Here is an 18828-nt window from a genome sequence, read left to right as displayed (position 1 = left end):
GCACGCGACCGCTCGGCGAACGGCAAACTCGGCACGACACAGGTGAGATACGATGGTTAAGAACATTACCGCGGAACAACTCGCGGACAAGATCGACGCCGACGAACAGTTCACACTCATCGACACGCGTCCCGAAGACAGCTTCGAGGCCTGGCACGTGCGCAACGCAGAGAACGTTCCGTACGACCCTGACGAGGGGTTGAGCGAGGACCAACTGAACGAGGTGGACGCGATGGTGGACGGCCGGCCGGTCGTCGCTATCTGCGGGAAGGGTCTGACGTCGACGCCGTTCGGGTTCGAGCTCGACGAACACGGCTACGACGACGTCTCGGTCGTCACCGGCGGAATGGAAGAGTGGAGCAAACTCTACGAGGTGGTTCCCATCGAGACGACGAGTGACGACCTGGTCGTCCGGCAGGTCCAGCGCCGAGCGAAAGGCTGTCTCGGCTACGTCGTCGGCTCAAAAGCGACGCAAGAGGCCGTCGTGGTCGATGCGACCAGACAGACCGACCGGTTCAAAGTCGCTGCCCAGGACGCTGGGCTCTCCATAACACGCGTGCTCGACACGCACGTCCACGCCGACCACATCTCGGGCAGTCCGGCCCTCGCCGACGAGGTCGGTGTCCCCTACCACCTCGGCGAAGCAGCCGGTGAACGCGGTGTCGAGTACGAGTACGAACCGCTATCAGATGGAGAAGTCATTGAAGTCGGCGACGTCGAGATCGAAGCACTCCACACGCCGGGCCACACCTCGGAGATGATGAACTACCTCGTCGACGGCGAACTCCTGTTGACGGGCGATACGCTGTTCGTCGACTCCGTCGGACGGACCGAACTCCAGTTCGGCGAGGACGATGCCTCGCGTGGAGCGGAACTGCTGTACGACTCGCTCCACGAGACGATCCTCGACCTCCCGGACGACACCACGATTCTGCCGGGCCACCTCACCGTCACGAGCGACGGGCGGTACGAGAACGGCTCGCCCGGCGACCCCCTCGAGGCCCGACTCGGGGATCTCCGCGAAGAACTCAGCTTCCTTGGGCTCGACCACGAAGCCTTCATCGAGCGATTAACCGAGGATGCCCCGGAGAAGCCCCCGAACTACGAGACAGTTATCGCCATCAACACCGGCAAAGAGACCGTCGACGACGAGGGCGAGGCGACAGAACTCGAACTGGGGCCGAACAACTGTGCCGCATAGAGAACAACGGTCGCTCTCGCGCCGCAGGCTCCTCCAACTGACTGGGGCAACCACCCTCGGAGCGCTCGCGGGTTGTGCCGGTCAGCTACCGGGCACCGACGATGGTGGGGGTCGTGAGGTGTCGCCCCGCCCGACAGTGACGGCCGAGCCAGATACGTCCGTCAGCCTCACCGCGGCGTCCGGAACCATTCGACCGTCCCCCGAAACGTCGACGACCAACTGGACGTACAACGAGCAATTCCCGGGACCGGAGCTGCGCGTTCAGGAGGGTGACGTACTCAGCGTCGAACTGACCAACGACCTCCGAGAGGAGACCACGATTCACTGGCACGGTATTCCGGTTCCGAATCCGGTCGATGGCGTGCCGAACGTGACCCAAGACCCGATCGCGTCCGGTGATACGTTCACCTACACGTTCCGTGCTGAACCCGCCGGGACGTACTTCTATCACAGCCACGTCGGGCTCCAACTCGACCGTGGGCTGCTCGGTCCACTGATCATCGAAGAATCCGACCCACACGTCGAGTACGACCGCGAGTACGTCGTCGTCGTCGACGATTACCTCTCTGGAGAGCCCCGTCTTCCGTCGGGCGGTGGGATGGGTGGCGGTGGTGGAATGGGTGGGGGAGGCGGGATGATGGGTGACGTTCGGCCGCCATACGAGGGACTCCTGATCAACGGTCGACTGCCCGATGACCCCCAGACGTTCGACGTAACTGAGGGCGAGCGGATCCGTTTCCGGTTCGTGAATGCTTCCAGTGCGACGGTCTTCGGGGTACGGATCGCAGGCCACGAAATGACGGTGACCCACGCCGATGGCCAACCCGTCGAACCCGTCGACGTAGATTCGTTCGTCTTCGGAGCCGGCGAGCGCTACGACGTCGTCGTCGAAGCGGCGAATCCGGGAAGATGGTTCGTTCAGGCGGACGCACTCGACGGGAACGAACCACCAGCTAGAGCCGTCGTTGCGTACGAATCCACAGGTGGTTCGGGCACCCCTCAGCCCCCATCATCCTCGAGTAACCGATTGCAGTACACCGACCTTCGAGCACTCTCCTCGCTCGACGGTGTGAGTGGGCGTCCCGACCGGTCGTTCGACCTGACGCTGTCTCGCGGCAGGGGTGAGTACGTGTGGACGATTGACGGACAGGCCTATCCGGACGCCGATCCACTAAATATTCGACCCGGAGAACACGTTCGGATTCGGATGACCAACCAGAGTCCAGTCGTCCATCCGATGCACCTTCACGGCCACTTCTTCCAGGTCGGTAACGCAGTCAAAGACACGGTCATCGTTCCGGGACATCGAGGGCAGGTGACAATCGACTTCCACGCGGACAATCCCGGCCGGTGGTTGTTCCACTGTCACAATTTGTATCATCTCGATGCGGGCATGGCGCGTGTCGTGAGATACGTCGAGTAGCTCAGTAGCGAGTTTCGAGTCGAACAAAGGCTATTGTTGCTCGCATACTCGACTTCATGTTCGTCGCCTATTACGGGGACTGAAAGACATCCGCATTTGATACAGGACTCATACTCAAACAGCTGCCACTAGAATTGAACCTCGTCGTATGCTCTTGGTGTAGCGACGAAATGAAGATCGGTGTGTCAACTATGACTGAGAGTGGGGTGTTCAACCCTCGGTACTACTCCTCCCGGGTTCCCGGCCACTGGCGTGCGTCCGCCTGAATCAATCCATGCATGGTTCGGCGTCGCTCTTTCAGCTCTTCGAGTACGTCATCGAACTCCTCGTCGGACACCGTCGGGACACCCGCCTTGCGTAGAACGGCGAGGTCGGGCAGCGGTGGATGCTCGTCGGACTGTGTCGCGAACACACTGACCGTGTCGAGGTAGCTCTGAACACTCGACCGTGCGTTTTCGAGAGCCGAGTCACTGGGCCTCTTCGCCTCGGGCGTCGCTCGCTGCCAGAGGGTCAAAGCGTCGTCGAGACTGGCGACGCTCAACACGGCGGCGGCCTCGCGGTCGTCGGTGTAGAAGTAGTGTAGGATTGGGTAGGCTTTGTGGTTAGACGTTAGTTCGTTCAGCGCCGTGGTGATACTGTTGAGAGGGAGCGCGACGTCGTCGAACTCATCACCGTTCCAGGTAGTAGTGACGATCGATTCGCCGTCCAGTCCGAGCCCGCTTACGTTCCGCGCGAACGTGCGTTTCTGCGTAACTGCGTCGAGGACGGAGAGGACGTAGGTGATGCTCAGCGTCACCAGCAACATCCCGCTGGCGGTCATCAGTGCAGTCAGGATCTGCCAGAGGCCATCTCGGGGCGCGAAATCACCGTTCCCCATCGTGAACATCGAATATCCCACGAAGTAGAATCGTTCGACCCAGGAGATGGGGCCTGCGTCGATGGTGTCTCTCAGAGCGTTCTCGGCACTGGCGAAGACGAACATCCACCCGCCCCAGAGTAGGGCGATCCACATCCCAAGCCCGAGGGCGAGAATCACCGGGCCGGCGAGCGTCCGAATGCGGGGGCTGTAGGTCCCAAAGCGTCGTAGCAGCTTCCACGTCCTCCGCATCAGGCGTGCAGTAAGGGGTCCCGCACCGCCCTCAACCCAAAGGGTCGTCCATAGGAGATCGATCGCGGCCACGATGAGCAGACTCACGCCCAAGCCAAAGTATAGATAGTTCACTGGTCTGTCGTTCTCTCCGAAGTCGATTCAAACTGAGCAGCGACAGACAGCGAGTTCATCATCGATGGTGGTGACGGCTGAATCATTATTGTACGATAGGCTAGTCGGCGGCCTGTGCCTGTCCGCCGCTCTGTCTCATTTCGGCTGGATTCTTCATGCCTTCCTTGACGCCGAAGTGGACCAAAACGGCGTTGACCGGGAACGCGAAAACGAACCCAACAGATAGCGAGAACGCGAGTGCACCCCAGAACAGCAGATCGGAGATGTGGGCCTGACTGGCGATCAGCAGATCCGTTCCGATAGCAGCGATCTCCATGATGGTGATGCTTGGCGTCTCGCTATAGAGGGCGTCGAGCATGGCCTCGCCGAAACCGACGCCCTCCTGCATCAGCGGGCCGACTGTCAGGGCGTAGCCGAACAGGTACGCGAGCGCGAACGTTCCTGCAGCGACGAGGACCGTACTCTGGAGTGCGAGCAGGCCTGCGAGGAGCGCGAACCCGAGAACTTCACCGGCCCCACAGCCCGAATAGCAGTGAGCGGTCGAGCGGAAGCCACGCCGCCACAGCGAGTCGTTGCTGATCTGGCTGCGGCCAGAGTACCAGTAGATGGCCAGGCCGAACGGCCCGGAGTAGAGGACGACCAGCGTCCAGACGCCTTTCATCAGCGATGGCAGCGCCTGATTCCGCTCGCGGATGTCCCACCAGAGGGTGACGACGGACGCGAGGACGAACAGCGCCCAGACACCCATCACGAGCGGGTCCGACAGAATCGGTTTCATGATGTGGCGAACCGGTGCGAGCGCGTGTTCGATCTGTGTGAGAAGTCCTTGGAGTGGCATAGTCTACGGAATAGCTGAACTAATTCGAGGCTATGCGGTATCGTCTGCTGCTTGACGGTCGCTACACGACCTAGTTGGGGAGGGGAACTTTCTGCAGTTGTGGTTAACATTCCAAAGTTAGTCGGATCACCGATCTCGGCACTCATCGGTTGAAATAGTTCGGAGCGTGCCAACCCATCCCCCGGACGAATTCGGTAGAGATGAACGATTCTATTCTCAGGAAACGATTAGAACACCCTATACACGTTCTCGAACGTTCTCCTGCGTGGATTCACACCCACGTCGATAACTCCCGAGCGGTCCTACGAGTAACCGAGGAGAAAGACAATGACCAACTTCAAACTCGGCGGCTGGCTGCTCGTGGCGCTCGCGATCGTCGGACTCGCGTTCGCTGCCCCCGTGGTCAGCGCACACGGCAACGACACGACCGCAGACGACGCGCCCACTGACAACGCTACCGCTGATGACTGGGCGGCCTGGATGGAGGCGCAGATGACCGAGCACATGGGCCCCGGTAGCGTCGAGTGGATGGAGTCGCACATGGGTGTGACCGTCGACGAGATGGCCCAGGACATGGCTGGCGAGGAATACCACAATGGGGCTAACGACGACTACAACGGCGAGATGTACGGGCAGGGCCACTGCTGATAGGCCCTGACCGTTTCGATCGCTTCGACCGAACACCACGATTCACCAACGCAAGATAATGACGCAACTCACCACTCACATCGGACGCACTGCTCGTCGACTCGCGATCCTCGCCGTCCCACTGCTGGTCGCAGCGACTGGAACCGCTGCTGCCCACGGTAGTGGGAGCTACGGCGGCGGCATGATGGGCGGCGGCTGGGGCGGTATGGGCGGACTCGGCGGCTTCGGGATGCTCGGCGGCGGGATGTTCCTCTGGCCGTTGCTCCTGATCGGACTCATCCTGCTCCTCGTGTACGGGACTAACCGCGAGGGACAGTCCTCTGGGCCGGATACTGCACTCGACGAACTCCGCGAGCGCTACGCGCGGGGGGAACTCTCGGACGAGGAGTTCGAGAACCGACGATTCTCGCTCACCCAGTGAGTATCAACACCCTCCGTTCATATACCCTTCCACGTCGTCCACATACATTCGACCACGAGAGAGTGGACCCGAATGACGGGGCGATTTGCTGGGTCAGCAAACGGACCTGGCCGGTTATGCCTCGTGCAATCGTCCATAGTATTGTGGAGAGAAGGAACGAGCACACAAAATGTTGAAAAATCAACTGGTCTAACCTGACGACAAGAACTCTCCGACTCCAGTCACGGACCGACTCGAAATGCGCGTCACGACAAAACCAACCACCACAATGAACGACTCACAACACAATACCCGAATCGGTTCACAAGAACAACGCAGACAGGCTGCCGAACGCCGACGACTCCGTGCTTTCATCGCCTCAGAAGCATCTGGCGGTGCTGGATTGACCGAAGAGGAAGCAACGAAGCTCATCGCGAGCTTGGAACGCAAAAACACCCAATAGACCAATGACGTATACCATCACCACAACGATCGATGCACCGTTCGACGATGTCGTAACCGCAGTCACGACCGCACTACAGGACGAAGGCTTCGGCATCCTCTGTGACATCAACGTCAAAACGACCCTGAAGGAAAAGCTCGATGTCGACGTAGACCAATACCGGATTCTCGGGGCGTGTAACCCTCCACTCGCCCACGAAGGCCTCGCCGAAGAGCCGGAATTGGGGGCCCTGCTCCCGTGTAACGTCATCGTCTACGAGACGGATGCCGGTGACGTCGTCGTGAGCGCCGTCGACCCCCAGCAACTGGTCGGCATCACGGAGAATCCAGACCTCGACGAGATCGCGGTCGACGTCCACGAACGATTCGAGCGTGTCATCGCAACGGTCTCAGACGAGTTGGGAACGGTGTCGGAGGAGGAGTAACGATGTCCTCGTCGAATCAACTCGACACCACGACTATCGTGCTCCTGATCCTCGGGGCGATCATCGTCCTCCCATTGCTCACCATGGGGATGGGGTTCGGTGGCATGATGGGCTACGGAGGGATGATGGGCTACGGCGGGACCACCAGCGGGTGGTGGCCGTTCGTCGGGATGCTCGTCCCGCTCATCTTCCTCCTCATCCTCCTTGGCGGTGGCTACCTCGTCTTCCGACGTGCGAATGAAAGCCAGACGTCTCGAAACCCCGCGATGGAAGAACTCCGCACGGCGTACGCCCGCGGCGACCTCACCGACGAAGAGTTCGAATCCCGACGCGAGAAACTCGAACGGTCGGGGTAAACCCAACGAGTACACACCGCGATTCGGATACCACAAGCCCGTGTACTCGATTTTGTTCCTCAGGCTCCGTCCTATCACACCTGTGCGAGCGTGTCTTCAAATCAAAGAAATGGGGGGCTCTCAGCTTACAATTCTGAATAGTAATGTGGTTAAGTTACAATACCATAGTATACAATGTGACCGAAGTAATCCTCTTCACCCAAGAGACGTGCGGAGCATGCGCAACACAGCGGGAGAAAAACGACGGCCTCGAGGACAAGTATCCGAACGTGGAATTCAAAGAGGTCGACATTCAGACGGACCTCGAAACAGCCGAAGAATACGGCGTCCGAAAGACGCCGACGACCCTCGTCTACGCGAACGGAGAGCAGACCGCCGAGTTCATCGGCATCGTCGACCGGAACGACCTCGAGTCAGCCATCGAGCGCGCGACCCAGCAATCGTCTGGATTCGTCCAGCGCCTCGTCGATGTCGTGCGAAAATAACGACCAACAGACTGATTCAAATCACATGACGAACTATAACCGACGTCAGTTCCTGGGAGTACTCGGTGCCGGCGCAGTCGCCGGTGTAGGGATCTCTCAGCCAGCGAGCGCACAGGAGACGCCCGTCGTGAAGATGGGCAACAACTACTTCGACCCGATCGGACTCCACGTCGAACCCGGCACGACCGTTCGCTTCGAGCTAGCGGCCGGAGCCCACTCGGCGACCGCCTACGAGAATCGGATTCCATCCGACGCCAGCGCATTCGACAGTGGAACCATCTCGTCGGGAAGCTTCGAGTACACGTTCGAAACGCCAGGCACGTACGACTACTACTGCATCCCGCACAAGTCGGTCGGGATGGTCGGCCGCATCGTCGTCGGCAGCCCCGGCGGCCCGGCCGAAGAGAGCTCAATCCCCGACGGCGAGGTCCCCGATAGCGAGACGATCGTCCAGAACGGCGCCGTGGCCATCGGCTCGGACGTCGACGGAAGCGGGAGCACCGGTGGCGGCATGATGGGGCCCGGCGGAGGGGGCATGATGGGTGGCTCGAGAGGCGGGTGGGGCGGCGTCCCGTTCGTCGGCGGGGCACTCGGAATGCTCGGCTTAGCTGGCGGACTCCTCTATTGGGCACTAGGACGAGGTGACGCATCTCCCGAGAGCGATGATTCCGCGATGGAAACCCTCCAACGCCGTTACGCACGAGGCGAGATCGACGAAGAAGAGTTCCAGAAGCGTCGTGAGCGGTTGGAAGACAGGTGAAACGCCTCGTCGATGTTCGGTAAGTCAGCGAATCGCGTCGGGTGCCCTCGATCGATCCGTCCGGCCTCGGATACCACCTTCGTTCGAGCGCGTCGTCACGTCGTTCGAGTTCCGCGGTAGTACACCCACACGGCGAGGAGTCCGACGACGAGGAGATAGCCGGCCCCCCAGCCGAGCGACGCAGCCGTGTCCAGGTCCGTCGTGAGTCCGGTATCGACCATCACGCGGACGGGATGGTAGCCCGGGAAGAGTTTCATCCACCACTCGGGTTCAGACTGGACGAACAGCGGGTCCTGGAACAGTCCGATATCGATCATCGGGAGGATCAACATAATCCACAGGCCCGCGAGGCGGTTGAAGGCGGCGCCGACGAGCATCCCAATAAGTCCGTAGGTAACTGAAAGGACGAGCATCGCGGCGATGAACCACCACAGCTGTTCGGGCTGGAAGTCGATGAGCATCACCCCGACGGAGACAGCGACCACGACAAGCGTGATGACTGCAAGGACGCCGAATCGTGCGGCGATGACCTGCCGTGCTCGGTAGCCGACGACAGCGAGGCGGCCGTCCGTGTCTCTCGCCTCGCGCATTAGGAATAGACCGGCGAGGCCGGCGATGAACGAACTCGTGATCGGTGTCATGATCACGCCGTGGACCTCGGGCATCCCCCGCATCACGGTCGTCGTCTCGCCGTCGACGACCGTCCGGACCGGCATCTGGACGTCCTGGGTGACCGCGAAGGCGAGCGTGATGAACGACACTGGGAGGACGACCAGGAGCGCCACGAGGACGTAGTTGCGGGCGTGTTCCCGGAGCCCGATACCGAACGCCGTGGCCGTTCGGTTCACGCTGACCACCCCCCGGCCGTGCGCATCGTCGCACCGAATACGGCAGTCACGAGGACGAGCAACACGAGAAGGTACCCGCCGACGAAGGCGAGGTCACCCGCAGCGAACGTACCGTCGAAGGCGGCCGACTGGAGGAGTTCCTTCGGATGATACAACGGGAAGTACTGGACGAAGTCGGGGACGTCCGCGGCGAGCGGGCTGTCGCCACTGAGGAACACGTCCATCATCGCGAGGAAGACGACGACGAGCGACCCCTCGAACAGTCGCGGAAGCACTGCGCCGACGAGCGCACCGAGGAAAGCATAGACGACGCCCGCGAGCGCGAGGAACGCGAACACAAACAGGGGTGCTTCGACGTCGATCGTCAGCCAGAGGACGCCGAAGTTCACCCCCGCAACGACGATCGTGACACCCGCGAGAGTCGCCAGCCGCGTCGCGAGCAGCGTTCGTGGCGCGTACCCGGTCTGAACGAGCCGTCGGTCAGCCTCCCGGGCACTGATCATCTGGACCAGTCCCATCAGCCCGGTGATGATGGCGACGCCGAAGATCGCGCCGAGGAGGCGTCCCAGGTCGAGCGGAATCCCCTCGACGGTCGGCATTGACGGCAGTCCGGCCATCGCCTGGCCCCACCCCTCGATGACCACGAGCGGGAGCACCAGCGCAAGGACGACGTTCAGAGGCGTCCGGACAAACGTCTGGAGGTTCGCCCGAACGCCGACGACGAACCTATTCATGTTCCCCCTCCGGGTCGCTCCTGAGTTCGCTCTCGGTCTCTTCGTCGGTCACGTCGTGAACCAGTCCGTCTCGCACCTCGAAGACGCGATCGAGTCGACTCCGCTCCTCAATTAGGTGGGAGATCATGACGACGGCAGTGCCGTCGTTCGCGAGGTCCTGGGCCATGTCCCAGAATCGCAGGTAAGTCTCCCAGTCGAACCCCGTGTAGGGTTCGTCGAGCATGAGGACATCCGGGTCGTGCATCAACGCGACACTGAGGTTGACCTTCTGTCGGTTCCCGCCGCTGAGCTGGTCGACCCGGTAGTCAAGGTACTGCTCGAAGTCGAGTTCGTCCGCCAGTCTTTGCTTCGCCGCGTCGATTTCCTCGCGCGTCATGTCGTAGCCAGCGCCGAACAGCCGGAACGTTTCTGAGACGGTTAGCCGATCGTAGAGCAGGGGTTCCTGCGGACACCATCCGACGGTTCCATGCCGTTGGACCGTGCCCGCGTCGTGGTCGAGAACCCCGACGAGAATCTTCATCAGCGTGGACTTGCCCGACCCATTCTCGCCGACGATGCCGACGATCTCGCCAGCATGGACCTCGATATCCGCACCGGTGAGAACGGGTGTCGACCGTCCCAACGGGAGTCGTGACCCGTAGGTTTTCTCGAGGGCGTTGCCTCGAACGAGCGTCTTGCTACCACCGAGCGTCTCCGTGGGCGCCGTGGTCGTGTCCATACGTAGAAAGACGTTCTACTCATTCAATCGAATTGTTGTTAAGAATCGAAAGTTAACTCCGTCAAAGTACCCAGAGATCGGGTTGTATCCCGAAGAGAGCAATGGGTAGCCAACGATTTGGCATTCATTTTGTCTCCAAACAGGAGTAGACTTGGTCGGTAACCGTGATGAAGATCAGCCACCTATCAGGCGCCGAGCATAGCGTTGATGCGGCTTGCGAGTTAACGTTCGAGTATCCATGGTTCAGTGCTACATCTGTGACTCGGAATGCGCTCGCGACGACGAGGTGTTCGTCTGCGAGCACTGCGGGATCTCCTGCCACCGACACTGTATGGAGAAATACGACACCGATGTCTGCCCGAAGTGCGTCGGCGAGCCGATGATCGGTGCGATCGAGTTCTAGTTGTTCCTTGTCACTCACACACCGCCTTCAGCCCGGAGGTGGAGTATATCGATGGTCAGCTGGCGAAATACGTTTTTGACTCGTGCCCGTAGCACAGGTATGTCTACGACTGTCGAACTCCCCAACGTTGATGAGACGTGCGCCTACTGCGGGTCGCGTATCTTCGACCACGACCCGATCTGTGTGCGCGACTGTACCGACGACTGCGGGTCGCCGACCTACTTCTGCAACTACGCGTGTCTCTCGACCTACGTTGACGAAAACAACTTGACGGCTGGCGACGCGTGCGAGTGGTCGCCCGACGACCCCGACTGCTGCTGAGTGCGCTCACCCCAAGCAAGACACGGAGCAACGTATTGGCCGCCACCCCGCCCAGGAACTACCAATGGAGCAGTTCTGGTCGTCCAACTTTATGAATGCAGCCGGCGAAGTCAGTAGTGGTTACCCATGTCGACAGAGCGCACGTCCGACGGGCTGCTCCGAATCGTCCTAATCGTCCTCGCAGTGGTCGTCCTGTTTCCGATGTTAATGATGGTTTTCGCCGCTCCAATGATGGGGATGATGGGCTGGTGGTGGGGCGGCGGCACGGCCGGCGGCCTCTCGCCACTGTGGGGCGTCGGGATGATGCTCGTCTGGCTTGTCGTCCTCGTCGGCATCGGCTACCTCCTCTATCGCGGCCTCGTCGGTGGGGTCGGGTCGTCGCTAACCACTGATAGGGCACTCGAAGAGCTCCGAGTGGCGTACGCACGCGGCGATCTCTCCGACGAGGAGTTCGAGGAACGGCGTGCGAAACTCACCCGCGAGGAGTCGCAGTAGTCTGCAATCATGTCCCCGACAGTACAGCGACGCGAGTTTCTCACTGCGCTCGGAGCCGGCATCGCAGGTCTAGCGGGCTGCGTCGGCAATCTCCCGGGAAGCAGCGGTGGGGTCGATCGAACGATCTACGTCGGCGCGTATCACTGGGGCTTCATCATCGTCGACGAGTCCGGCGAGGAACAGGACCGCATCAGACTGCAACGGAACGATGTTCTCCGTGTCGTATCGTTCAACACGCTCGCGAGTCAGGCCGTCCAATCCCTCCCAGCGTCGATTCGAGACGTCCTTCCCGACCACGAGGCCCTCGAAGAACGAAATGCGGAACGCATCCCGGTCCCGGCCGACGGCGACTTCCACGAGCTAATCGAAGAAGCGAATGAGCAGTACCCAGACCACAGTCTCGCGATCACGCCCTCTGGACAGGTTCACATGGGCGGCGGAATGATGATGCACCCGGTTGCACTTCCGCAAAATGCCACCAGACCCATCATTCGACAGTTAGGGGCGACGCAACGAGGCGATTACACGCTGAGTTGCCTGACCTACTGTGGCTATGGACACCCGTACATGGAAATCGACGGTGGCATCGTCGTCACATAGGGATCCGTCCTAAATGTCACTGGGGGAACTGGCCGGGAAACAGCGTGGGGATCGAACTAGCTGGAGAGCTGTTGGGCTTGCTCGATCCACGACGACACTCGTGAGCCACTGATACCCAGTCGCTCAGCGAGCGCGGCCGGATCCGCGGCTGCGAGTCGACTCACCGTAGAAATCCCGGCGTCATGAAGACGCTCCTCGTACGCTGGTCCGACGCCGTCGAGCTTCTGCAACGACTGTTCCTGGTCGGCTCCCTCTGGAACATCGCTCCCGCCGGGTGTATCTGTTCCTTTGGTCGATGTCACCGACCGCTCTCGAAACCACGTCGCCACGCGGGGCCACAGCTCCGCGTGGGCCTTGCCCGAGACGGCCATCCCGACGTGACCGGTTGGAAACTCGTAAATGTCGGTGTCTTCGCTTGGGATAGTGTCCATGAATGGTTTACTCGCGTCCGGCGGGATGAGGTGGTCGAACGAGCCGATGATCTGTAAGACCGGCATCGTGAGATTTTCGATGTCGACGGGGTCGCCATCCAGCACGAGTTCGTTCCGGTAGAGGGCGTTTTCCTGGTAGATATCTTCGATGAACTGGCGGTAGGCCTCGCCCGCGACATCGACCCCGTCTCGCACCCAGCGTTCCATCCTGCCGAAGTTCTCGACAGCTGTCTTATCATCGAGGTTGTCGAACAGCATCGTGTATTTCCCGAGGTAGTTATCGACGGGGTTCATCTGGGCAAAGCCAGCCCCGAGAAACTCCGCCGGGACGTTCCCATAGGTCTCGGTAATCTCTGCGGGGTCGAAGTACTCCTCGCTCCCCCACTGCTCGAGGATACCACCTGTGTTGTCGAAACACAGCCCCGTGGCCATGAGGCCAAGATTGCTAACCTTCTCCGGATGGAGAGCCGCGTACATCGTGCTCAGCGTGCCGCCCATGCAGTAGCCGAGGATGTTGAGGGCGTCATTCGTAGTTCGTTCACGGACGACGTCGACGCAATTGTCGATGTATCGATTCACGTAGTCGCCCAGGGTCAGCGACGCGTCAAGTCGGGACGGTTCGCCCCAGTCGATGAGATAGACGTCGAAGCCGTCCTCAAGAAACCGTCGGACGACGCTCTTGTCGGGCTGGAGATCGAGGATGTAGGGACGATTGATCAACGCATAGACGACGAGGAGGGGCGTGTTGTGCAGGTCGTCTGTGAGTGACTCATAGTGGAGGAGATTGAGTTTGTTCTCGGAATAGATGACCTCACTCGAAGTCTGCCCGACCTCAACGGAGGCGAGATATTCGAGCCGATTCGGAAGAAGGCGCATCTTCTCGGCGGTTTCCATTCCCTGGGTAAGCAATCTGCGGTGAGTCTTCAATGGGGCTGTGAACGGATTCATAGTCTTAACCTGGCTGTACGAACGAGTCACTCCGGGAGAGGGTCAATCAACACCGTCGCCGTCCCGTCCAGGACGATTTCGTCAGCGTCGTTTTCGATGCGCGTCGTGAGCCGATACCGGTCGCCTTCGAGGTCATCGACGATCTTGCATTGAGCCGTCAGTGACTCGCCGATGTCGACCGGGCGTCGGAACTCGAGATTCTGCGAGATGTAGATCGTGAGGCCAGGGAAACACGCGAGGGCGGCGCTGATGAGTCCGGAGACGAGTGTCCCGTGGACGATCCGGTGGCCAAACCGCGTCTTCTCAGCGAACGCGTCGTTGAGGTGGAGGGCGTTCGTGTCGCTGGTCGCTTCGGCGAATTTTCGGACGTCGTCGTCCGTGATCTCCTTCGAGAAGCGAACGCTGTCGCCCTCCTGGAGCGACGTGGGATCTTCGATTTCGATATCGAACTCGCCTTTTGCCCGGCCATATGGCAAGCGAGGGAGAATGGCTCCACTCGCCTCGACGAGATGTGGATGGGGCGTCTCGACGTACTTCTCGGGAGCGCTATCGAACAACGCTTGGCAGTCGTTCGAGCAGAAGTGGAATGACTCGCCTTCGTACTCAGTAGTCGCTTCGGCAGATTCGGGTGGGATTTCCATCCCACAGACGGGATCGACTGGCATGGGTACACTGAATTGATGGCTCGTTCACGAACTGGGTCGGCGTCGGAATCGTTCAGACGGTCTGCTAGAGAATAACGTAGTCACGCACTATCAACGTACGTGTCGCTCGTAGCACCAACCGAGAACAATTGTAGAAGGCGTTCACGTCCCGATGTGGTCAACCTCGTCGAGAGCTTCAGTGGCCACGTCTCCAAGTTCTCCTGCTTCGATATGGGAATAGCGCTCGCGGACCATCTCCTCTGAGTTGTCGAGATATCGGGCTGCGACAGTATAGCCGAACGCCCTGACGAGGACCTCTCCCATGCCTCGTCGACCGCCGTGAGGAGCGAGATAGTCGTGTTTCGGGTGGTCAATGTCGACCTTCCCCTCCTCGGAGAGCCGTTGGAGAATCGACCGCGCACCATCGGTCGTGATCGAGGGAGGTCGAATGTCTTCCTCAAGTGTCAGTAAAAGGTCGCGAGCGAACTCATCACGCCGTTCTTCGATGACGTCCGGTTGTAGCCCTCGGTCAGCGAGCTCCTCCCGTACGTGCGTCGCGAGTGTCCGCTGGTCGAACGTCGGGAACACCGGCCATCGATCCGCTGGCGGATCCATCAGTTTCCGGTAGCTCCGTAACGGCGAGATAACCGGGTCGGGGAGGCTCGCGGCGTCCCACTGCTGTTTCTTCCGGTAGACGTCCATACTCCCGTCGTCGAGGGAGAGGTCCTCCCAGCGGACGCCGCGCCGGCGCGGGTCGTTTGGATCCCGGAGCAGTTCCCCGACCCGAACGGCGGTGTACGCGAGGACGAACACCAGCGCCCGGTCACGAGCCGTCTTCAGCGCCGCGTAGCGCGCTCGCTGCTTGTCGAGGGGGTCAGTAGCCTCCGGGAGTGTCGTGTAGGCCTCGATAGCGTTGCGAGCCTGCTCGTCGACGTGACGAGTGAGTGCGTGGCGCTGTTCGGAGGTCCAGGCCTGCTGGTCGCCGGGCTTACGGCCGTCGTCCTCCGGCAGCGGCGCCATCGCACTCGCCCGCTGCGCGTAATGCGCCTCGAGATATCCCTCGTTGACACACCACCCGCACCACGCAGAGATATAGCGGTAATATGTTTGTACCGTGTTCTGCTTGAGTCCCCGATCTCCACCGAGATGCCGGGCGTACTCCCGGAACACGCGTTCGTCGAGGTCGTCGAAAATCGGCTCCCGGTCGACATCGTCGAGGACGATCCCGGTCCAGTCGTCGTCACCGCGGTCGCCAGCGGCCCACTCGGCAAACCGCTCGAGCTCGCGTGCAGCGTTTCGTCGATAGTTCCCGCCGTCGCCACCGCGGCCTTTCCCCTTGTCTTGCAGGTAGCGCTTGAAGGAACTCGTGAGTGACTGATCGGCGCGTTCTCGGGGTGTCATGGTTCCTCGTTCGCGTACTGGTAGGTCGGACGGACGTCCTCAAGGAGCTCTTCGACGATCTCCCAGAGGATCAGCGATGGGGTCTCGTGGTCGAACGTGATTCCCCAGCGATCCTCCGCATCGCCGGCTGAATACTGGAAATGCGTTCGTCCGAGATCGGGATGGTCCTCGTCCTGGTGCCACCCCGCGTGAAATCCCGTGTTCGGGTCGGTGTAGTTGATACGGAACCAATCATGTGGCTCCTGTCGGTACCACTTGATGGACAGTTCCGGCGACTCAGGCCCTGTCGAAGGGTCGAGACGGGCTGGATCAAACCGTGCCCGCAGCTGTTTGGCCTCGATATCATCAGGAACGAACTCGACTGTCGTGATCTGTGGCACACGGTCGAGGACGTCCCGCTTTAGCTGGGCGTAGAAGTTTGCGTTCGGGTCACCACCGGGATGCGGGACCGACATCCGTCAGCTACTGGCCTCGGCAGGCTCTGTTGTCGGAGCGAGGAAGTCCCATTCTCGGATGGCGAACCCAACGATCTGGATACGCCGCTGAAGATGCTCCCACTCACGGGCAATCTCACGGCGACTATCTTCCTCCTCAGCGTCAAGGGACTCGTCAGCGAGCGTCCCGCGAAGCTGGTTCGGTGACTCAACGCCGAATTCGTCCTCCCAGTCGCGAATCTGCGTCTTCATATCGGCGAGACGGTCCGTGAGCTCCTCGACAGTGTGGCCGCTGTCTCGAAGACGCATCGCCTCCTGCATCGCTTGGCGGCGATAATCAGGGTAATACGTCGTGTGAGTACCGCTTTCGTCACGATGGAGGATGCCATCGTCGACGAGCCGTTCGAGGACGCGTTTGGTCGGCTCATGTGACCAGCCCGCTTCGGAAGCGATCCAGTTGGCTGTCCGCGGCTCCGACAGCTGCCGAGCAACCATCCGCACGCGGTCTTCACCCGTGGTCTGGCGCTCCATCAGACCCTCGGAGTTCGATTCATCTTCGGTCATACAACATCGTTCGGGCTTTGTCTTAATATAGGTTGAGGCCATTAGTTCTATATCGAATCGACTTCTTCGCCATCGCCCCGATCTCAGCTGTGGGTAGCCAGAGTAAACACGGAGCCCGGTCTTGGCGGCTCTACCCTGGGGGAAGCGCCGTTCTGAGCCGGTTGCAGCATTCGTGCTTCACCGACGGCGTCGGGGTACTTCAAAGTGGTCGTGATTATTGGCGTAATCAGGACCACCGGTGATAGAAGTCTCATAACCATTTTTCCTATGATAGAAGGGTTCTATCCCCCGAAATTCGGATTTGTCCAACGGTATGAATCATATGCCGCTATACCAAAGCCGCGACCGCCGTTCGGACCCGGTTCCGAGAATAATCGTAAGACTGCAAGCAGATGGCTTGCTACACAATCTGCATAATGTACAATGCGCACGAAATCTGAATGATGAGGGAAATCACCCAAATCCAATGTTAGTCGTTCGTAGCTTGCTCGCTTAGCATCTCCACAACTTCCTGAACACGTTCCTCATCGGCTTCGATACCACGCTCCCGGAGGATCTGGAGGGCGACTTCATCACCGTGGTCCGCAATTACCCGGAGACACGCATCTTGAAACTCTCTTCCCTCAAATTCGGGAACATCAAACATAGAGCACGCAGCAGTTACCGATGATCGCATCCGGGTGACGCCATCCCACGTGTCCTTCCGGACATAGAAGCCGTGCATATCGGTCTCATCAAAGGAGAAGGCCGGTCCACCGGTGGATTCGTCCACATCCTCCTCATCCTGCTCAGGAATGGACTCAGTCTCCGACTCTGTGTCCTCAGGAATTATCTCTTCATCCGGTTGCGGTTCATCCTGAGTGTCAGTACGTTCGTCGTCATCCGATTCGGCTCCTTCCTCCGTTTGTTTGAGCTGTTCAGCGACGTCCCCGAAACGGTCGTCCTCATTAGGCATGGCTGTGTTCCTCCACGAGGTCCGCTAAGTGGTCGAAATTCGGGATTTGGTCGCAATCTTCGTCGAACTCCGAGACCGGCATTCCTTGCTTGAACGCGCGAGAAATCGCGGTCCGTTCGCGAATCCCTGGCTTCGGAATACTATCGATGGTGCGTCCCGAATCATCGAGGGCATCGAAGATCTCCGGGTCCACACGAGCGTACTCGGGGACGAATGAACCGAACTCCCGGTTGAGATTTTCAACGAGAGTCCGATGCTCGTTGCGTTGTCCCATTGTTTCGCGAATCATATTCGGAGTGACTGCGAGGATATCCAACCCGATATTCTGCCGGATTGGGGAGATCTGGCGTTCAATCATCTTATTGAGGCCGTTGATCGAGCCAGCACGCGGGATTAGCGGGATTATGACGCGCTGGACGGCGATGAGGGCGTTGTCGGAGAGTTTCCCACGGCCGCCTGCGGCATCAATTATCACGTAGTCGTATCCGTTTTGAATGAGCGGATCGACAACGTTCCGTCGAAGCTTCACGTCTGCGAACCGTTCGTCCTTCAGCCTCGTCTCGACGTTCTCGAGCTCGTTACTCGACGGGAGGAGGTGAACACCGAAGTCCGTCTCGATAAGCAGGTCTTCGGGGTCCTCACCATCGATAAGGGCGTCACCGAGGTTCGCATCTCGGTCGTACGCATCGTCGTATCCCAACTGGGTCGTCATGTGCCCGTCCTTATCCAGATCCAATAGTACCGTCTCATGGCCACGAGCAGCGAGTCGATCAGCGATGTTGAGCGCGATCGTGGATTTCCCTACCCCTCCCTTGAGCAACGAGACAGCTGCTCCGGGGAGCCCTTCAAACTCGTCAGCACTCATAGCTCAGCACCCCCGTAAGAAGCAGATTTTGTACATTTTGTAGATAATGTACATTGGGTAGATGTTGAAGGTTTCGCGAGTTTTGTCGATAATGTGAGTTTCGCAGTGATCATACGCGGTCAATGAAGCTCGTCCATCTTAATTCTGTGTCAGACAGATTTCGTACGCCATCTACACAATCTCCATTTTGTACATTATGTAGATTGTTGACACAATCTTAATTGTCATAATCACCGTCGACCCTACG

The 18828-nt window shown here is 59.8% G+C and carries 24 protein-coding genes; 12 read left to right on the top strand and 12 right to left on the bottom strand.

The window, feature by feature from the left end; all coding sequences use genetic code 11:
* Positions 1-52: 52 nt before the first annotated feature.
* Positions 53-1201 (top strand): MBL fold metallo-hydrolase, encoded by a 1149-nt coding sequence (locus tag NL126_RS21135; protein WP_255198972.1) that lies wholly within the window; start codon positions 53-55, stop codon positions 1199-1201.
* A complete protein-coding gene (locus NL126_RS21130; RefSeq protein WP_255199022.1) occupies positions 1191-2624 on the top strand; it encodes a multicopper oxidase family protein in 1434 nt (477 codons plus the stop codon). Before NL126_RS21135 ends, NL126_RS21130 begins: the two co-directional genes overlap by 11 nt.
* A gap of 223 nt (positions 2625-2847) precedes the next feature.
* Here NL126_RS21130 and NL126_RS21125 read toward each other — a convergent pair whose 3' ends face one another.
* Both NL126_RS21125 and NL126_RS21120 read right to left on the bottom strand, forming a co-directional pair.
* Positions 2848-3819: a potassium channel family protein gene (locus NL126_RS21125; protein WP_255198971.1), complete on the bottom strand. Its 972-nt coding sequence runs from the start codon at positions 3817-3819 to the stop codon at positions 2848-2850.
* A 127-nt stretch (positions 3820-3946) separates the two neighbouring features.
* Positions 3947-4684: a DUF4396 domain-containing protein gene (locus tag NL126_RS21120; protein ID WP_142980806.1), complete on the bottom strand. Its 738-nt coding sequence runs from the start codon at positions 4682-4684 to the stop codon at positions 3947-3949.
* Positions 4685-5011: 327 nt separating this feature from the next.
* Here NL126_RS21120 and NL126_RS21115 point away from each other — a divergent pair, with 327 nt between their 5' ends.
* The 6 genes from NL126_RS21115 to NL126_RS21090 all read left to right on the top strand — a co-directional run bounded on the left by NL126_RS21115 (position 5012) and on the right by NL126_RS21090 (position 8220).
* Entirely contained in the window at positions 5012-5332 is a 321-nt protein-coding gene (locus NL126_RS21115; protein ID WP_255198970.1) for a hypothetical protein, read from the top strand.
* 58 nt (positions 5333-5390) lie between these two features.
* Positions 5391-5753: an SHOCT domain-containing protein gene (locus tag NL126_RS21110; protein ID WP_255198969.1), complete on the top strand. Its 363-nt coding sequence runs from the start codon at positions 5391-5393 to the stop codon at positions 5751-5753.
* Positions 5754-6199: 446 nt separating this feature from the next.
* Positions 6200-6619, top strand: a complete 420-nt coding sequence (locus NL126_RS21105) for a DUF302 domain-containing protein (RefSeq protein WP_255198968.1) — start codon at positions 6200-6202, stop codon at positions 6617-6619.
* Positions 6620-6621: 2 nt separating this feature from the next.
* Positions 6622-6975: an SHOCT domain-containing protein gene (locus tag NL126_RS21100; RefSeq protein WP_255198967.1), complete on the top strand. Its 354-nt coding sequence runs from the start codon at positions 6622-6624 to the stop codon at positions 6973-6975.
* A gap of 143 nt (positions 6976-7118) precedes the next feature.
* The gene (locus NL126_RS21095; RefSeq protein ID WP_255198966.1) at positions 7119-7460 is read left to right on the top strand and encodes a thioredoxin family protein; all 342 of its coding nucleotides are present in this window, start codon (positions 7119-7121) and stop codon (positions 7458-7460) included.
* 25 nt (positions 7461-7485) lie between these two features.
* The gene (locus NL126_RS21090) at positions 7486-8220 is read left to right on the top strand and encodes a plastocyanin/azurin family copper-binding protein (protein WP_142980812.1); all 735 of its coding nucleotides are present in this window, start codon (positions 7486-7488) and stop codon (positions 8218-8220) included.
* Positions 8221-8315: 95 nt separating this feature from the next.
* On the opposite strand, the gene NL126_RS21085 is transcribed toward NL126_RS21090, so the two are convergent.
* From NL126_RS21085 to NL126_RS21075, 3 genes are read right to left on the bottom strand one after another with little or no spacing between them, the layout of a single operon-like run.
* Positions 8316-9068: an ABC transporter permease gene (locus tag NL126_RS21085; RefSeq protein WP_220619878.1), complete on the bottom strand. Its 753-nt coding sequence runs from the start codon at positions 9066-9068 to the stop codon at positions 8316-8318.
* The gene (locus NL126_RS21080) at positions 9065-9802 is read right to left on the bottom strand and encodes an ABC transporter permease (protein WP_220619879.1); all 738 of its coding nucleotides are present in this window, start codon (positions 9800-9802) and stop codon (positions 9065-9067) included. The genes NL126_RS21085 and NL126_RS21080 overlap by 4 nt, the downstream gene beginning before the upstream one ends.
* Positions 9795-10520 carry an ABC transporter ATP-binding protein gene (locus NL126_RS21075; protein WP_137277124.1) on the bottom strand — a complete coding sequence of 242 codons (726 nt, stop codon included), beginning with the start codon at positions 10518-10520 and terminating at the stop codon, positions 9795-9797. Before NL126_RS21075 ends, NL126_RS21080 begins: the two co-directional genes overlap by 8 nt.
* A 238-nt stretch (positions 10521-10758) precedes the next feature.
* On the opposite strand from NL126_RS21075, the gene NL126_RS21070 reads away from it, so the two are divergent.
* From NL126_RS21070 to NL126_RS21055, 4 genes are all read left to right on the top strand, one after another.
* Complete coding sequence (locus NL126_RS21070) at positions 10759-10923, top strand: hypothetical protein (RefSeq protein WP_233340660.1); 165 nt, start codon at positions 10759-10761, stop codon at positions 10921-10923.
* A 99-nt stretch (positions 10924-11022) separates the two neighbouring features.
* Entirely contained in the window at positions 11023-11244 is a 222-nt protein-coding gene (locus NL126_RS21065; protein ID WP_255198965.1) for a hypothetical protein, read from the top strand.
* A gap of 126 nt (positions 11245-11370) precedes the next feature.
* On the top strand, positions 11371-11739 hold the full coding sequence (locus NL126_RS21060) for an SHOCT domain-containing protein (protein ID WP_119712874.1): 369 nt from the start codon (positions 11371-11373) through the stop codon (positions 11737-11739).
* Positions 11740-11748: 9 nt separating this feature from the next.
* Positions 11749-12339, top strand: coding sequence for a hypothetical protein (locus NL126_RS21055; RefSeq protein ID WP_255198964.1), 591 nt, complete (start codon positions 11749-11751; stop codon positions 12337-12339).
* Positions 12340-12395: 56 nt separating this feature from the next.
* On the opposite strand, the gene phaC is transcribed toward NL126_RS21055, so the two are convergent.
* From phaC to NL126_RS21020, 7 genes are all read right to left on the bottom strand, one after another.
* Positions 12396-13718 (bottom strand): class III poly(R)-hydroxyalkanoic acid synthase subunit PhaC, encoded by a 1323-nt coding sequence (gene phaC, locus NL126_RS21050; RefSeq protein ID WP_434084178.1) that lies wholly within the window; start codon positions 13716-13718, stop codon positions 12396-12398.
* A gap of 26 nt (positions 13719-13744) precedes the next feature.
* On the bottom strand, positions 13745-14383 hold the full coding sequence (locus NL126_RS21045) for a MaoC/PaaZ C-terminal domain-containing protein (protein ID WP_119712871.1): 639 nt from the start codon (positions 14381-14383) through the stop codon (positions 13745-13747).
* Between the two features lie 141 nt (positions 14384-14524).
* The gene (locus NL126_RS21040) at positions 14525-15763 is read right to left on the bottom strand and encodes a phage integrase SAM-like domain-containing protein (protein ID WP_119712870.1); all 1239 of its coding nucleotides are present in this window, start codon (positions 15761-15763) and stop codon (positions 14525-14527) included.
* Positions 15760-16218, bottom strand: a complete 459-nt coding sequence (locus NL126_RS21035) for a hypothetical protein (RefSeq protein ID WP_119712869.1) — start codon at positions 16216-16218, stop codon at positions 15760-15762. Before NL126_RS21035 ends, NL126_RS21040 begins: the two co-directional genes overlap by 4 nt.
* A gap of 3 nt (positions 16219-16221) precedes the next feature.
* Positions 16222-16803, bottom strand: a complete 582-nt coding sequence (locus NL126_RS21030) for a DUF7342 family protein (protein WP_004048667.1) — start codon at positions 16801-16803, stop codon at positions 16222-16224.
* Between the two features lie 427 nt (positions 16804-17230).
* Positions 17231-17716: a DUF7970 domain-containing protein gene (locus NL126_RS21025; RefSeq protein WP_255198962.1), complete on the bottom strand. Its 486-nt coding sequence runs from the start codon at positions 17714-17716 to the stop codon at positions 17231-17233.
* On the bottom strand, positions 17709-18581 hold the full coding sequence (locus tag NL126_RS21020) for a ParA family protein (RefSeq protein ID WP_004594451.1): 873 nt from the start codon (positions 18579-18581) through the stop codon (positions 17709-17711). The genes NL126_RS21025 and NL126_RS21020 overlap by 8 nt, the downstream gene beginning before the upstream one ends.
* Between the last annotated feature and the right edge of the window lie 247 nt (positions 18582-18828).

The sequence above is a fragment of the Halorarius litoreus genome (assembly GCF_024362405.1).
Lineage (GTDB): Archaea > Halobacteriota > Halobacteria > Halobacteriales > Haloarculaceae > Halorarius > Halorarius litoreus.
Note: the sequence above shows the minus strand (reverse complement) of the source record. Positions and strands in the feature narration are given on the sequence as shown.